This is a genomic window from Streptomyces sp. NPDC025784 (genome assembly GCF_055558435.1).
Window position 1 is genome coordinate 1 of record NZ_JBVHMN010000010.1, and the last position, 15,615, is coordinate 15,615.

The window sequence follows — 15,615 nt, forward strand, 5'->3', positions numbered from 1 at the left end:
CTCCACCGCCACCACACCCGGCGACTCCACCGCACGCACAGCAACCAACTCCGGCACCGACACCCCCGGCACCACAACCCCCGTGTCATTCCACGCCTTCAGCAGTCGGCGTTCCTGGACGGAGGTGATGTCGACGGCGGACAGGGCGGTGTCCGCGTCGGCGGCCACGGCTTCGAGGAGCTGGATGAAGTGGTGGGCCAGACGCTCGACCGTCTCGCGGTCGAAGAGCGAGGTGGCGTATTCGAAGGCGCCGATGAGAGAGCCGTCGTGCTGTCGCCAGACGAAGAGGGTGAGGTCGGTCTTGGCGACCCGCCAGGCGCCCTGGAAGGCGTCCAACAGGACGTCGTCGGCGGCGACCGAGGTCGCTCCTTCGTCCTGGAGGTCGAAGGCGACCTGGTAGAGCGGGGTGCGTGAGAGGTCGCGGGTGGGCTGGAGCTCGTCCACGAGGCGTTCGAAGGGCAGCTCCTGATGGGCGAATCCGGCCATCACGGTGGTCCGGACCCGCTGGAGCAGCTCGGCGAACGTGGGGTCGCCGGTCAGGTCGCAGCGCATCACGAGCGAGTTGAGGAAGAAGCCGACCGTGTCCTGGGTCTCCGGACGGGTCCGGCCGGTGACTGGGCTGCCGATGCCGAAGTCGTCCTGCCCGCTGTAGCGGCCGAGCAGCGCGCCGAAGGCCGCGAGCAGCGTGACGTACGGAGTCGCGCCGTGCCGGCGTCCGATGCCGGTGAGGGTGTCGGCGAGGGAGGCCGGCACGGAGAACCTGACGCCGGAGCCGTGCGCGTCGCGCCGGGCGGGCCGGGGCCGGTCGGTGGGGAGCCTGAGTTCGGGCAGCCCCGCGAGGGCCTGCTTCCAGTGGTCGAGTTCGCGCGACGAGGACACCTCCGTGGCGTGGGACGCCTGCCAGGCCGCGAAGTCGGCGTACTGCACCTGGAGTTCACCGAGCTCGGGAGTACGGCCCTCGGTCGCCGCCGCGCACAGTTCGCGCAGTTCGCGGTCGAGCAGTACGGTCGACCAGCCGTCGGTGGCGATGTGGTGGGCCGTCACCAGCAGGACCGGGCCGCCCTTCGGCACGCGGACCATCAGGGCGCGCCACAACGGACCCTCCGCGAGGTCGAAGCCGCGAGCGAACTGCTCCGCGAACAGGCCCTCCAGGTGGGCCTCCGAGGCGTCCTCGACGCGCAGTTCGACGGTGCCCGGAGCGGCGATCACCTGGCGGGGCTCCTCGCCCCGGACCACGTACCGGGTGCGCAGGGACTCGTGGCGGGCCTCCAGCGCGTCGAGGGCGGACTGCGCGACGTCACGCGTGGTGCCGGCGGGCAGCCGCAGGAAGAACGGGGCCACCCATTCGGGGCTGCCCGGGTGCATGCGGTCCAGGAACCACAGCCGGTGCTGGCCGAAGGAGAGCGGCAGCGGCTCGTCGCGGCCGACGGGCGTCACACCGGGGACGGCGGGTCGCGCGTCCTCCAGCAGCCTCGCCTGCGCCTCGACGGTGAACGCGCCGAAGAGGCCGCGTAGTTGGATGTCGTCGCCGGATGCCCTGCGCAGCGCGTCGGCCAGCCGGGTCAGGACCAGGGAGGATCCGCCGAGCGAGAAGAAGTCGTCGTGGGCGCCGACCCGTTCGACCTGGAGGAGCTGTTCCCACACCTGCGCCACGAGGCGTTCGGCGGGGGTACGGGGGGCGACGCGCTCGGCGGAGTCCTTCGCCGGCTCCAGGGCCGGGTCGGGCAGGGCGGCACGGTCCACCTTGCCGCTGCTGGTGAGCGGGAAGGCGTCCAGCGGCACGAACAGCGAGGGGATCATCGGTTCGGGCAGCCTGCCGCGCAGGAGGGTGCGCAGTTCGTCGCGCGGGATGCGGCGGGCCGTGGTCAGGTAGGCGACGAGCCGCTTGCCGTCGCCCAGGGTGCGGGCGTCGACGACGGCTCCGCGGACGTCGGGGTGGGCGTTCAGCGCGGCCTCGACCTCGGCGGGTTCGATGCGGACGCCGTTGACCTTGACCTGGTGGTCGGCGCGGCCGAGGAAGTCGAGGGCGCCGTCGGCTCGCCAGCGCACCAGGTCGCCGGTGCGGTACATGCGGCCGCCGGCGGGGCCGTGCGGGTCGGGCAGGAAACGCTCGGCGGTCTGCGCGGGCCGGCCCGTGTAGCCGCGCGCCGTGCCGTCGCCGGCGGCGTACAGCTCGCCCACCACCCCGACGGGTACCGGATCGAACTCGACGTCGAGGACGTACACCCGCATGTGGTCCAGGGGCCGCCCGATGGGGACGGCCTCGCCGTGCCGCTCCGGGTCGTAGAGCTGGGCGGTGACGTCAATGGAGCACTCGGTGGGGCCGTAGGTGTTCCAGACGCGGGCGGCGCCCGGTTCGGCGAGCGCCCGGCACAGTTCGCCGTCGAGGGGTTCACCCGCAGAGCACACCAGCCGCAGGTCGGCGCAGTCCGTCCAGCGTGGCTCGGCGACGAGCAGCCGCAGCACGGACGGCACGCCCTGGAGGACGGTGATGTGCTCGTCGGCGACCGTCGCCACGAGCAGGGCGGGGTCGGCCTCGGCGCCGGGCGGTGCCATGACCACGGTGGCGCCGGCGGCGAGCGGGGTGAACAGTTCCCAGCCGGCGGCGTCGAAGGTGAGGACGGTCTTCTGGAGCACGCGGTCCGTGCTGGTCACTCCCTGGTGGTCGAGCGACCAGGCGACCCGGCCGGCGATGCCTCCGTGCTGCACGAGGACGCCTTTGGGACGTCCGGTCGAGCCCGAGGTGTAGGTGAGGTAGGCGGCGTGGTCGACGGAGACCTCGGTCTCGGGTGCCGTGTCGGGCAGTGCGGCCAGGGCGTCGGACTCCCGGTCGAGGTCCACGACTCCGCCGGGCAGGAGTTCCGCGAAGGTGTCGGCGTCGGTCCCGCTCGTCAGCACCGTGCGCGCACCGCTGTCCGCGACGACCCAGGCCGTGCGCTCCTGCGGGTGCCCCGTGTCCAGCGGCACGTAGGCGGCGCCCGCCTTCCACACGCCGAGCAGGGCGGCGACGAGGTCGTGGCCGCGCGGCAGGCAGACGACGACCCGGTCCTCGGCGCCGACGCCGCGGGACGCGAGGAGCCGCGCGATCCGGTTGGCGCGCCGGTCGAGCGCTTCGTAGCCCAGTGGCCCCTGGGCGCCGTCGACCGCGACGGCGAGGGGGGTCGACACGGCCTGGTGGGCGATGAGTCGGTGCAGCGGGACTGTCATCTCTTCTCTTCTCCAGGGAAGTGAGCGCGTGCGGCGGTGCGACGGCCCTCGGCGGCGCCGCCGGTGGTCCGGCGGACCCGGCCGCCCCGGTGGTGGTCCGGCGGTTCGCGGCGGCGTGGCCGGCGGTGTGCGGGAGGGCGGGTGGCTACGCGGCGGGCGGCGGCAGGAAGTCCGTGACGTCGGTGCCGAGGCCGCCGGCGCGGGCCCGGTCGCGTACGAAGCGGGCGAGCGCGAGGTCGAGGACACCGAGCCCGAACGGCGAGTACACGAGCCGTCTGCCGGGCCGCGGGTCGAGCGTCGCGGTGCCGCGCAGCAGAGCGCCGATGCTCGCGTCGATGAAGTCCCGCCCGCCGGACGCGATTTCGGCGAGGTGGACCGAGGTGTTCTCGCGGCACACGTGGTCGGGGTCGTCGACTACGTTGTGGGAGTCGAGGACGGCCGGGACGGTGATGTCGCGCAGCGAGAGGTGCAGCACCACCGTGCCGGGCGGGCAGGCGTCGAGGGAGGTGTGCGGGGTCGCGGCGGTGGTGGCGACGGACACCAGGTCGTGGGCGGCCAGGGCCTCGTCGAGGGTGTCGCAGTGGCGGACGGCGGCCGACGGCAGCAGCCGCGCGTTGTCCAGGGTGAACCGCCTGGCGCGCTCGGGGTCGGTGTCGTACACGGTGAGCCGGTCGAGGCCCGGGTGTTCGGCGGCGAGGAAGCGGAGCACCTCGCGGTTGATGACGCCGCAGCCGACGAGCGTGATCCCGGAGGGCCTGCGGCCGGCGAGCAGTGCGCGCGCGCCCACCGCGGCGGACGCGGCGGTGCGCCGGGCGGAGATCAGGGAGCCCTCGATGAGTGCCTCGGGCTGTCCGTTGCGCAACGAGTTGAGCAGGATCGCCGCGCTGGCGCGTTGCGCCCCGGAGGCGATGTTGCCGGGGAAGGACGCGATCCACTTCATTCCGGCGATGTCGTCGTCGCCGGTTTCGGTGCTGCCGCCGAGATAGGCGGGCAGTCCGATGATGCGGTCCCGGGGGCGGTCGGGGAAGCGGAGGAAGACGGAGTGCGGCAGGCTGGTGCGGCCCTCGTCGTGGCGCCGGTAGGCCTCGGCGACGAGGTCGACGACCTCCTTCTCGCGGCCTTCGAGGAGGCCCGCGACCGTCTGGTGGCCGATGATCAGCATGTTCCCACCGCCATGGTGTGCTCCGGTTCCTTCCACAGGTGGCTCACTTCGCCGAAGTGGCGGCGCACCCATTCGTCGTCGTAGATCGTGTCGAGGTAGCGGTCGCCGCGGTCCGGGAAGACCAGCACGCAGGTGCTGCCGGCGGGGATGCGGTCGGCGTACCGGCCCAGGGCCGCGGTGACGGCGCCGGACGAGCCGCCCGCGAGGATGGCCTCGCGCTGGGTCAGGGTCCGGCAGCCGACCACGCAGTCGAGGTCCGAGACGAGCACCACTTCGTCGGCTCGTTCCGGATCGAAGAGGGCCGGGCGGACGGCCGCGCCGTGCCCGGGGAGCAGCCTGGGCCCGGCCGGGCCGCCGAACAGCACGCTGCCGAGCGCGTCGACGCCGACCAGCGTCGTGGACAGACCGTGGTCACTGATGTAGTCCGCGCAGCCGGTGAGGGTGCCGCCGGTTCCGGTGGCGCAGAACAGGTAGTCGACCCGGCCGTCCAGCGCCTCGGCGATCTCCCGCATGGTCCGGGTGTGGGCCCGCGGGTTGAGCGGGTTGGCGTACTGGTTGGGCCAGTACGCGCCGGGCAGGGAGGCCACCAGTTCGCGCACCCGGGCGAGCCGGGCGGGGAGGTAGGCGCCGGTGTCGGGGTCGGGTTCGGTGACCATGTCGACCGTGACCTGGTAGGCCCGAAGGATCTTCAGGTTCTGCCGGGTGGTCTTGGGGTCGACGACGCAGATGAAGTCGATCCCGTAGTAGCGGCAGATCTGGGCGATGCCGATGGCCAGGTTGCCGGAGCTGGATTCCACGACCGTGGAGCGGCCGGGGATGAGTTCGCCGCCTCTGATCCGGCCCAGCAGCATGGACAGCGCGGACCTGTCCTTGACGCTGCCTCCGGGGTTGAACCCTTCGAGCTTGGCGAGGACCCGGGAGGGGAAACGGGGCAGAAGGCCGCCCAGTTCCACCAGATGTGTGTCGCCGACGGCGTCGAGGATGCCGTCGAGCACCGGTCGTGGCGTCATGGACGCGGACTCCTGCCGGATTCGTGGGCGGTCACGGGATGTGCCGGCGCGGCGGTCGCGGGGCGCGGCGCCGTGACCGCCGCGAGCCGCCCGGCCATGGCGGTCGCGGGGCGCGGGGACACGACGGTCACGCCGGTCGCGGCGGGCCGCGGGGACACGACGGTCACGGCGGTCGTGGGGCGTCGGGCCATGACGGTCACGGCGTGCCGCCGGAGCCCGCGCCGCCCAGGGCGAGCAGGGCCCGGCGCTCGGCGTCGTCGGTCAGCGGGATGCGGGAGACGCGCTGGTCGGGATCGTCCGCGGCCGCCTCGACGAACCGCAGGAAGACGTCGAACAGCCGCTCCACCGTGGCCCGTTCGAAGAGGTCCGTGTCGTAGCGCAGGGCCATCGTCAGCCCGTACACATCACGGGTGATCTCCAGCGAGAGGTCGCACTGGCCTTCCAGGTGCGGGATCTCCAGATACGTCGTCTCGATGCCCGCGACGGTCATCGGCTCGCCGGAGGCGGCGCCGCCCATGCCCGGTCCGAACCGGTCGGTGGCGACCATCGTCACCGAGATCCGGTAGAGCGGGCCCGTGGTGCCGGCGTCGCGGGCGACGAGCGGGTACGGGTAGGAGACGCGTGCGGTGGCCTGCCGGACCCGGTCGGCGGCCTGGGTCATGGCGTCCGCGAGGGTGGTGTCGCGGCCGAAACGGCCCCGGATGAGGACCGGGTTGACGAAGTAGCCGACGACCTGGGCCGCGGAGGAGCGGCGGGTCGACGCCGGGCAGGCGAGGAGGAAGTCCCGCTGGCCGCCCCAGCGGTGGAGCAGCGACTGGAAGGCGCCGAGCGTGAGGGCGAACGGGGAGACTCCGCGCTGCGCCGCGGTGCGCAGCACCTTGTCGGAGAGCCGGTCGGGCAGCCGGCGCAGCAGGCTCGCGCCGGTCTGTGAGGACACGGCGGGGCGGGGCCGGTCGGTGGGCAGTTCGGCGGCCTGCGCGCCGGCCGCCTCCTCCTGCCAGAACTCGGCCTGCCGCTTGCCCCGCGAGGAGTCGAGGAGCATCTGCTCGCGCTCGACGAAGTCGTCGTAGGCGACGGGCAGCGGTTCCCAGCCGGGATCGTCGCGGCCGGTCGCGAACGCCTCGTAGGCCTGGAGGAGGTCGCGCCACAGCAGCCACTGGGAGAAGGCGTCGGTGGCGATGTGGTGGGTGACGACGAGGGCGACGGCGTCGTCGCGGCGGCGCAGCAGGACGGCCCGGAAGGGGCCCTCGGCGCCGAGGCGGAAGGGGCGGCGGACCTCCGCCCGCACCAGTGCGTCGAGCTCCTCGTCCGTCGCGTCCGGTAGCTCACGGACCGTCAGTTCAGCGAGCGTACCGACCGCTTCGACGATGCGGCAGGGCTGTCCGTCGGTCTCGGCGTAGCGCGAGCGGAGCATCGGGTGACGGTCCGTCAGGGCGCGTACGGCGCGGGCGAGGATCTCCGGGTCCGGCGCGGGCGTCATGCGGGCCCCGCCGGCGAGGTTGTACGTCGCGCTGTCGGGGGCCAGGCGCTGGAGGAGCCACAGCCCCTCCTGGCCCACCGACAGCGGCAGCGGTGTGTCGAGGACGGTGTCCACCGTCGGCCCCCCGTGGTGGCGTTCCACCGTCAGACCTCGGCCTTCGCGGTCGCGAGGAAGACGACGACGTCTCGCACGCGCAGTAGTTCGGCGACCGTCTCGTCGGGCACGGACAGGCGGTAGGTCTTCTCCACGGCGGCCAGCAGGTCGACCCGGGTGAGCGAGTCCATGCCGAGCTCCTCGAAGCTGGAGTCCGCGTCGATGTCGCCCTCCAGGTCGGGGGCGGTGCGCTGGACCAGGGCGATGACCTCGGCGGTCAGGGCGTCGGTGGTCGTCTCGTGCGTCGTCATGTGTGGATCCGTCTCTTGAGTGGTGGGCTGGGAAGGATGGCGGTGCCCTGGTCAGGGCATGCGGACGACCTGTCCGGCGTAGGTGAGGCCGGCGCCGAAGCCGAGCAGCAGCACGTGGTCGCCGGGCGTGGAGCGGCCGCTGTCGTGGAGGCGGCTGAGTGCGAGGGGCACCGAGGCGGCGGAGGTGTTGCCGGTGTCGACGACGTCGTTGACGACGCGCTCGGGCGGCAGTTCCAGCTCCCGGGTGAGGGTCTTGATGATGCGGTTGTTGGCCTGGTGCGGTACGAACCAGTCGATGTCCCGCATGGTGATTCCGGCGGCGGCGCAGGCCCGGTGCGCGACGTCCGGCATGGTGGCCGTGGACCACTTGTAGACGAGCGGGCCGTTCATGGCGACGTACTCGCGTCCGTCGGGCCTCTCGGTGAGGCCGAGGACGTTGTGCCGGGCGCCGTCGCTGCCCCATACGGCGGGGCCGATCCCGGTGTGCTCGGAGCGCGAGACCACGGCGGCGCCGGCTCCGTCGCCGAAGATCACGAAGGTGTCGGGGTCGTCCGGGTCGATCCAGTCGCTGGTGCGCTCGGCGCCGACCACCAGGACGTGCCGTGCCTCGCCGAGCCGTACGGCGCCGGAGGCCATGGCCATCGAGTAGGTGAAGCCCGCGCACACCGCGTTGAGGTCGTAAGCGCCCGAGTTGGGCAGGCCGATGCGGCTGGCGACCTCCGGCGCGATGCCCGGCATGCGGCGCTTGCGGGTCGCGGTGGCCACGATGGTGAGGTCCACCTCGGTGGGGTCGATGTCGGCCATCACCAGAGCCTTCTCGCCGGCGGCGACGGACATGGTGACCAGGTCCTCGGCCTCGCTCGCGTGGTGCCGGGTCCTGATGCCGGTGCGCTGTTCGATCCACTGCGGGGAGACGGTGGTGCGCGGGGACAGCTCCTCGTTGGACAACAGCTTCGCGGGCCGGTAGGCGGCGATGCCGGTGATGCGGGATCCGTGGGTCGGCGGGGTCAGATAGGTCTCCAACGGAGCTCCCGCTGCCTCGGGTTGTGCCATGACGTCCTCAACTCCTCCCGTCCGACGGGGCGTCGGACGGCTCGGCCATGGCCACGGCGATCCGCCGGGGCCCGGTGAACGGCTCGCGCGCGTGCGCGGTGAGCATGTTGTCGACGATCAGCACGTCGTCGCGCTGCCAGTCGAAGCGGACGGAGTTGGCCCGGTAGACGGAGCGCAGATGGTCCGTCACGGCGTCCGGGATGGCTCCGCCGTCGCCGTAGTACGTGTTGGTGGGCAGGTCCTCGTCGGGGAAGATCGCCCGCAGGCCCGCTCCGACCTCCTCGGCCACGGTGGTGACGTGGAAGAAGGTGGCGTGGTTGAACCAGACACGCTCACCGGTGACGGGGTGGCGGTGCACGGCCGCACGGGCGGCGGTGGTGCGCAGTCCCCCGTCGGGCCGCCATTCGGCGACGATGTCGCGCTCCGCGCAGTAGGCGGTCACCGTGTCCCGGTCCGCGGTGGCGAACGCCTCCTGCCAGGGCACTCCGAAGCCGGTGTGGAAGTTGCGCACCACCTGCCAGCCGCGCCGCTCGAACTCGTCGCGCACATCGGGGTCGAGGGCGGCGAGCACGCGCCGTGTGTCGGCGAGCGGGGTGGCGCCCTGGGTGGTGGGCGGCTCGGCGCAGTGGAAGTAGAGGGTGCCGGGCCACACGGCCTGGTAGGAGTTCTCGTTGTGCAGGAAGATCTCCTCGGCCGCCGGGTAGTCGGTCGAGGTGTAGACCTGGCCCTTGATGGTGGAGCGGGGTGAGGAGCGCTCCGCGTAGGCCAGTGGCGGTGTGCCGGAGAAGGCACGGACCACGGCGTCGAAGCCGTCGACCCCGCCGACGGCGTAGCCGCGCAGCAGGACGGCTCCCTGTCGTGCGAGGCAGCGGCGCAGCTCGTCGCGGTGCGTGTCGATGTCGGCGAGGACGGCGGCGTCCTCGGAGCGGGCCCGGTACAGGTGGGGCGCCGTGCCGGTGCCGGCCCAGCCGGGCAGTACGCCGGTTGAGGCGCGGGTCACGTCGTGGGTGCTGGTCATGTCGTCCGTTCCCGGTTCAGTCGGACATCGCGACGAGGACGCGGCGGTCACCGGTGAACGGCCGTCGCCCGTGGGCCAGCAGCACGTTGTCGATGAGGAGCAGGTCGCCGCGGATCCAGTCGACGTCGACGGCGGCCTCCAGACCCCGGTCCCGGATCTGGGTGACGTACTCGGCGGGGATGGCACCGCCGTCGGCGAACTTCACCATCTGCGGCAGCTCGTCCTCGGGGAGGATCGCGGCGAGTTCGGCGGCGGTGTCGTCGCCGAGTCCGGCGGGGTGCCACTGGTCGGCCTGGTTGAACCAGACCTCGGCGCCGGTGACCGGGTGCCGGGTGGTGGAGGGGCGGACCGATTCGACGCGCAGGCTGCCGTCGCGCCGCCACGTCCATTCGGCGCCGGTGCCGGTGAGGAACTCCTCGACGTCGCCGCGTTCCTTGGTCTCGAAGGTGTCCTGCCAGCTCTTGCCGAGGCCGTACCCGTCGTGCAGGTTCTGCACGTAGCGCACGCCGCCCGCGAAGGCCTCACGCACCTCTTCGTCGAGCGCGGCCAGCCAGCGGGCGGCGTCGGTGACGGGGGTCGCGCCACCGCCGCCGGGTGTCACCTCGCAGTAGAAGGCGAGCCGGGTCGGCCAGGCGTGCGCGTAACTCATCTCGTTGTGCATCGAGATGGTGTACTCCTGCGGGTACTCCGTCGAGGTGTACACGTTGCCGCCGACCTTGGTGCGCGGCGAGTTGCCGTGGACATAGGCGAGCCGGTGCGGCAGCAGCCGGTCGAGCGCCGTGTCGAGCGTGTCGGGCGTGATGCCGAACCCGCGGAAGACCAGGGCCTTCTCGCGGACGAGGAGTTCGTCCAGGCCGGGGTCCAGGGTGTCGAGGCGGCGGAGCAGTTCGCCGGCACCGCCACCGTCCTCGGCCTTGATCTCCAGCGGTGCCCAGGTCTCGGTGTGGGTCATGGAGCTGTCCTCGCAGTCGTGGCGGCCGGTTGCGCGGCCTGGATGGCGGTTGCGGTGGGCGCCCCGGTCGGCCGGGCGAGCCGGGCGGCGATGTCCGCGGTCAGCTCGGCCTCCTGCGGGGCGAGGTAGAAGTGGTCGCCCGGGAACGACCGCAGGTCGAAGCCGCCCGTGGTCAACTCGGCCCAGGCCGCGACGCGTTCGACGTCGCAGCCGGGGTCGGCGGCACCGGCGTACGCGGTGACCGGGGCGCGCAGCACGGGCGGGTTCCCGGGCGCGTAGGTCTCGATGAGCCGGTAGTCGCTGCGCAGCACGGGCAGCAGCAGTTCGCGCAGTTCCGGTACGCCGTAGGGGTCGCCTCCGAGGCTGCCCAGGCGCCGTACGGAGGCCAGCAGCACATCGTCGGCGGCCCGGTGCAGCATGGTGCGGGTCGCCCGGTGCGGGGCATTGCGTGCGGACAGGAACACCTGGACGGGCCCCGGACCGGTCGCTTCGAGGCGGGCCGCGACCTCGTAGGCCACGGCGGCGCCCATGCTGTGCCCGAACAGCGCCAGCGGGACGTCCCGGTAGGCGTCCAGGGCCCGGGCGACCGCGTCGGCGAGCTCGTCCATGGACTCGACGCACGGCTCGGTCATCCGCTCCTGGCGTCCGGGGTAGCGCACAGCGAGCACCTCGACGTCGCCGGGCAGCCGGCCCGGCCAGCCGTGGAAGAGCTGTGCGTTGCCGCCCGCGTGCGGGAGGCACACCAGCCGCACCCGGGGCGGGCGGGCCGCGGGATAGCGGCGGAACCACAGGCCGTCGCCGGTCACAACGCCATGCCCCCGTCGACGCGGAGCACCTGGCCGGTGATGTACGCGGACTGCGGGGAGACCAGGAAGGAGGCGAGCGAGGCGACCTCGTCGGCCTGCCCGAAGCGGCCGAGCGGGATACGGGTCAGGGCTCCCTCGACGACCTTCTCCGGCAGGTCGGCGACCATCTCGGTCTCGATGAACCCGGGGGCGATGGCGTTGGCCCGGATCCCGTAGCGCCCGGCCTCCTTGGCCAGCGACTGGGTGAGGCCGACGATGCCCGCCTTGGAGGCCGCGTAGTTGGCCTGGCCCGCGTTGCCGGCGACTCCGGCGACCGAGGAGAGGGTGACGACGGCTCCCGCGCGCTCACGGATCATCGGACGGATCACGCAGCGCAGCAGGTGGTAGGTGCCGTTCAGGTTGGTCCCGACGACGGAGTGCCAGTCCTCGTCCCCCATGAGGGCGAGCGGCCGGTCGCGGGTGATGCCCGCGGACGTCACCACGGCGTCCGGTGTGCCGAGCTCGTCCTCCACGGCCGTCACGAACTGCTGCACGTCCTCCCGGACCCCCACGTCCACGCGCCGGGTCAGCGCCCGGCTCCCTTTGTCCTCGATCTCCTTCCGCACGAGCTGCGCCGCCGCCTCGTCCGACCGGTAGCAGATCGCGACGTCGAAGCCGTCCTGCGCCAGTCGCACGGCGACGGCACGGCCGATGCCCCGCGATCCACCGGTCACGACCGCCACCCGAGCCGCGCTGCCGTCCCGCCCCATGTCCGAGCCCCCTCGTCCGTTCGAATGAGTCGAGCGTGGGTTCGGTCGCTATATGGGGCCTATACGGTGTCCAGCACGGCCCGCGAGCAGCCGGTGGGGAGTCCGGGCGGCGCCCGGTGGCCGGGGTCCCGGTGCGGGCATAGCGTGCTGAAGGGGTCCGGCTGCGGAAGGACCGCCATGGGCGCTGCGGAAGGAACCTCATGAAGCTCGACAGGCCGGTGACCGGTGGTCCCTGCTGGACCGAGCTCGGAACCAGCGATCTGGAGGGGGCCAAGCGCTTCTACGCCGACCTGTTCGGATGGCGGCCGGAGACGGACCCCCGCCAGGAGGCGGGCGGTTACACCGTCGCGCACCTGGGCGACGCCGCGGTGGCGGCGATCTCGCCCCGGTATCAGGAGTCCCAGCCCGTCGCCTGGAACGTGTCCTTCGCCGTGGCGGACGCGGATGCGGCCGCCGAGGCGGTGCGGGCCGCGGGCGGCACGATCGTCCTCGGGCCGATGGACGTGTTCGACGTGGGCCGTTTCGCGGTCGCGGTCGATCCCGGCGGTGCCTTCTTCCAGCTGTGGCAGGCGCGTGCCTTCCCCGGCGCGGGACTGTTCAACGCGCCGGGCGCGCTGGGCTGGGTCGAACTGCTGACCCGCGCCCCGGGGCCGGTCACGGACTTCTACACGCGGGTCTTCGGGTGGACCGTCAACCCCTCGGAGCAGTACACGCAATGGGGCATCGCAGGCGACGACTTCGGCGGCATGCTGACGCTGGACGAGAAGTTCCCGCCGGAGGTGCCCTCGCACTGGCTGCCGTACTTCGCCGTCGAGGACGTGGACGCCACGGCGCACGCGGCCGTGGGGGCGGGCGGCAGCATGCTGATGGAGCCCACGACCGTGCCGGAGGGCCCGCGCATCGCGGTGCTGAAGGACCCGCAGGGGGCACCGTTCGGAATCCACACGGCGGGCGAGGAGGGCTAGGGGGTTTCGTTCGGATCGGCTCGGGTCCGCGGCGCCCGGCACGGCACCTCGCCGCATTGTCGGACCACCCGGGTACGCCCGGTACGCGGGTGATCCTCCGCCTTGCGATGCACCGCACCGGACGCCGCGGACCGATCCGAGCCGATCCGAACGAAACCCCCTAGGGACCACCACGACGGGAAGGCCCGAGGGGGGCGGCTCCCGCACCCGGAGGGCGGGCACGGCACCCGCTCTGCCCGCACCCCGGAGAGCGGGCATGGCTCCCGCTCTCTCCCCCGGACGGACTCAGGCCCGCGGCAGCCCGAGCCGGCCCTCCAGCTGGCCGAGCAACTCGCCGAGCAGTCCAGCCAGTTCACGTCGGCGATCGGGGTCGACGCCCGACAGGACCGAGGTCTCGTAGGCCAGTTGCTCGGGCAGGATGCCGTCGACGAGATCGCGCCCCTCGTCGGTCAGCCGCACATGTGCGACCCGGCGGTCACGGGTGTCCCCCCGGCGCTCGACCAGCCCGCGTTCGGTGAGCTGCTTGAGCCGCTTGGTGACGGCGGCGCCCGAGGAGAACGTCTCGCGGGCGATCTCGCTGGGTGTGAGTTCGTGTCCGGTGCGCCGCAGGGTTCCGAGGACGTCGAACTCGGGGCGGGTGAGCCCGGCCCGGCGCAGCGGCGCGTCCTCGGCCTGCTGGAGGAGCGCGGCACAGCGATTGACGCGGCCGATGACCTCCATGGGCCCGGTGTCGAGGTCGGGGCGCACGGTCCGCCACTGCCGGACGACGGCCGCGACGGTGTCCGCCGGGGCACCCGTGGGGGTTCGCCTCTCGGAGGGGGCGCCCGTCGAGGCTCCCGTGGAGCTTCTGCTGCCGGAGGGGGCGCTCCTGGAGGTTCTGCTGCCCGAGGGGGCGTCCTCACGGGCGGGACCGCCGCCGGAGGCCCGCGGCGCCGCGGGCCGCGCGCCGGGAGCACCCTCCTCGTCCGCCGGAGCGACGGGACCGGCGGGCGCGGCCGTGCCGTCCTCCCGGCCGACGGGCACTCCCCCGGCGGCCTCCCCCTCGGCGGGGGCGGCCTCCGAGTGGCCCCGCCCCCCGGGAGTGCCCTCCGCGTGCGCCCGCCCGTCCGCTGTCGTCATGCCTGTGCGCCCTCCAAGCAGTGCAGTCCCTGCCGTCGTACCGTCGCCGCGAGCGTACGGTGTCCGCGCTGCTCGGCCCGCACGACCCGCTCCTCCGGCAGGGCGCGCTGCCACCATTCGCCCGCCGCGGCGTCCGCGGCGGCACGCAGGGCGACCACGGCCGCGGACAGATCCCGTCGGGCCGACTCCAGGGCACCGGGCCCGGGGTGTTCCGCGGCCAGCAGCACGGCGGCGCGCTCCCGGGCGCCCTCGACGGCGGCGAGCGCGTGCTCGATGCGGTCGCCGGCCCTGCGGTTCGTCACCGCGATCGCGGCGACGAAGCCGACCAGCGCCCCCACGAGGGTGTCCACGACACGGTCGGTGATCAGCTCGCCGGGCTGCTGGACCCGCGCGAACTCGGTGATCAGCAGGGCCATCGGAGTCACGCAGATGCTGCCGAGCCAGTAGTTGCGGCCGATCAGCGCCTCGGCACCGAAGTTGAGGGCGAGGCAGCACAGCACGAGGGCCGCCTGGCCGAGGTGGGCGAGGGGGGCGATCGCCGCGAACGCGAGCACGCCGACGAGGTTGCCGACGACGCGCTGCACGCCCCGGTTCCAGGTCAGGGTGACGTTGGCCTGGTAGAGCGAGGCGGCGGTGACCAGCGCCCAGTAGGGGCGGCCGACGCCGAGGGCGAGCGAGACGTACCCGGCGAGCGCGCAGCCGAGCGCGGTGCGCAGGGCGATGGGCGCGAGCGGGCCGAGGCGGCGGAACAGCGGCGGTTCCCCGAAGGTCAGCGCGGCCTCGACACCGAGGAGCTCGTCGGCGGTCCCGGAGAGGTCGCCGGGACGCGGCACGGGGTGGTTGCCGCGCAGTTCGCGGGCCCAGTCGCGCAACCGCCCGGAGTCCGTGTCGGCGGGCGCGGCCAGCGCGACCTCGGCGCGCACGACGAGCCGTTCCAGGGAGCGGCGGGGTGCGGAGCGGGCTCCGGTGGACAGCAGGCACTGCCAGGCGCCGTGCACGGCGGCGGCCGCGGCGGTGCGGGCCCGTGCGCCGTCGGCGCCGGCCTCGCCTGCCTCGACGTACGCGGCGGCCACGTCCAGCGCGTGCGCGGTGGCCCGGCGCTCGGGGCCGTGCGGGCGGACGAGACCCGGGGCCATGCAGACGATCCAGGCCCACACGCCGGCCGCCGCGCCGAGCGCGAGATGGCCGGGCACCTGACCGAGGGACTGCGGCGCGAACAGGGCCGCCGAGGAGATGAAGGCGAGGACGACGTGCCCGGGCGGCCCGATGCGCGTGGCGTCGCAGAGCACCTTCTGCGCGGCGGCGAGCACGGCGCCGACGGTGACCAGCACGACGGCGTTCGTGGTGAGCGAGGCCGTGACGAGGGAGACGGCGAGACCGCCGAGCATGCCGAGCACCACCCAGGCGACGGCGCGGGCCCGCGCCGCGTAGGGGCGGTTGTGGGCGTACAGGGCGCACAGCGATCCGGCCATCGTGTACATGGCGAGGTCGAGGCGGCCGAGCACCAGGAGCGTCAGGTTGGGCAGGGCGACGGCCACGACGGCGCTCAGCGCGGGCTTGAACCAGATGTCGGACGGTCTGCCGAGACGCAGCACTCCGGTCAGCGGCAGGCGCCGTACGCGGGGGGTCCTGGGGGCGGTCGCACTACTCATGAACACAATATTAGCAGGTGTTTTACTTGTAAAACATA

Annotated in this window: 13 protein-coding genes; 1 reads left to right on the top strand and 12 read right to left on the bottom strand. The window is 73.4% G+C overall.

The features are described from left to right. The 10 genes from ACZ4IF_RS22500 to fabG form a co-directional block, all read right to left on the bottom strand. Positions 1-3,207 (bottom strand): amino acid adenylation domain-containing protein (locus tag ACZ4IF_RS22500; RefSeq protein ID WP_467565356.1); only part of this gene is annotated, 3,207 nt, incomplete at its 3' end. A 145-nt stretch (positions 3,208-3,352) separates the two neighbouring features. After that, positions 3,353-4,369 (bottom strand): 2,3-diaminopropionate biosynthesis protein SbnB, encoded by a 1,017-nt coding sequence (gene sbnB, locus ACZ4IF_RS22505; protein ID WP_467565358.1) that lies wholly within the window; start codon positions 4,367-4,369, stop codon positions 3,353-3,355. Then, on the bottom strand, positions 4,363-5,379 hold the full coding sequence (gene sbnA / locus ACZ4IF_RS22510; protein WP_467565360.1) for a 2,3-diaminopropionate biosynthesis protein SbnA: 1,017 nt from the start codon (positions 5,377-5,379) through the stop codon (positions 4,363-4,365). Before sbnA ends, sbnB begins: the two co-directional genes overlap by 7 nt. Before the next feature lie 196 nt (positions 5,380-5,575). Beyond that, complete coding sequence (locus ACZ4IF_RS22515; protein WP_467565362.1) at positions 5,576-7,000, bottom strand: condensation domain-containing protein; 1,425 nt, start codon at positions 6,998-7,000, stop codon at positions 5,576-5,578. Positions 7,001-7,002: 2 nt separating this feature from the next. Continuing rightward, positions 7,003-7,263 (bottom strand): acyl carrier protein, encoded by a 261-nt coding sequence (locus ACZ4IF_RS22520; protein ID WP_467565364.1) that lies wholly within the window; start codon positions 7,261-7,263, stop codon positions 7,003-7,005. A 51-nt stretch (positions 7,264-7,314) separates the two neighbouring features. After that, complete coding sequence (locus ACZ4IF_RS22525) at positions 7,315-8,316, bottom strand: beta-ketoacyl-ACP synthase III (protein WP_095932635.1); 1,002 nt, start codon at positions 8,314-8,316, stop codon at positions 7,315-7,317. Positions 8,317-8,323: 7 nt separating this feature from the next. After that, a complete protein-coding gene (locus ACZ4IF_RS22530; protein ID WP_467565366.1) occupies positions 8,324-9,334 on the bottom strand; it encodes a TauD/TfdA family dioxygenase in 1,011 nt (336 codons plus the stop codon). A 16-nt stretch (positions 9,335-9,350) separates the two neighbouring features. Next, complete coding sequence (locus tag ACZ4IF_RS22535) at positions 9,351-10,286, bottom strand: TauD/TfdA family dioxygenase (protein ID WP_467565368.1); 936 nt, start codon at positions 10,284-10,286, stop codon at positions 9,351-9,353. Next, entirely contained in the window at positions 10,283-11,092 is an 810-nt protein-coding gene (locus tag ACZ4IF_RS22540; RefSeq protein WP_467565370.1) for a thioesterase II family protein, read from the bottom strand. The genes ACZ4IF_RS22535 and ACZ4IF_RS22540 overlap by 4 nt, the downstream gene beginning before the upstream one ends. Further along, the gene (fabG, locus tag ACZ4IF_RS22545; protein WP_467565372.1) at positions 11,089-11,841 is read right to left on the bottom strand and encodes a 3-oxoacyl-[acyl-carrier-protein] reductase; all 753 of its coding nucleotides are present in this window, start codon (positions 11,839-11,841) and stop codon (positions 11,089-11,091) included. Before fabG ends, ACZ4IF_RS22540 begins: the two co-directional genes overlap by 4 nt. 200 nt (positions 11,842-12,041) lie before the next feature. Here fabG and ACZ4IF_RS22550 point away from each other — a divergent pair, with 200 nt between their 5' ends. Further along, positions 12,042-12,806, top strand: coding sequence for a VOC family protein (locus tag ACZ4IF_RS22550; RefSeq protein ID WP_467565374.1), 765 nt, complete (start codon positions 12,042-12,044; stop codon positions 12,804-12,806). A gap of 285 nt (positions 12,807-13,091) precedes the next feature. On the opposite strand, the gene ACZ4IF_RS22555 is transcribed toward ACZ4IF_RS22550, so the two are convergent. After that, entirely contained in the window at positions 13,092-13,829 is a 738-nt protein-coding gene (locus tag ACZ4IF_RS22555) for a MarR family winged helix-turn-helix transcriptional regulator (RefSeq protein ID WP_467566011.1), read from the bottom strand. 92 nt (positions 13,830-13,921) lie between these two features. Further along, positions 13,922-15,577, bottom strand: a complete 1,656-nt coding sequence (locus ACZ4IF_RS22560; protein WP_467565376.1) for an FUSC family protein — start codon at positions 15,575-15,577, stop codon at positions 13,922-13,924. Between the last annotated feature and the right edge of the window lie 38 nt (positions 15,578-15,615).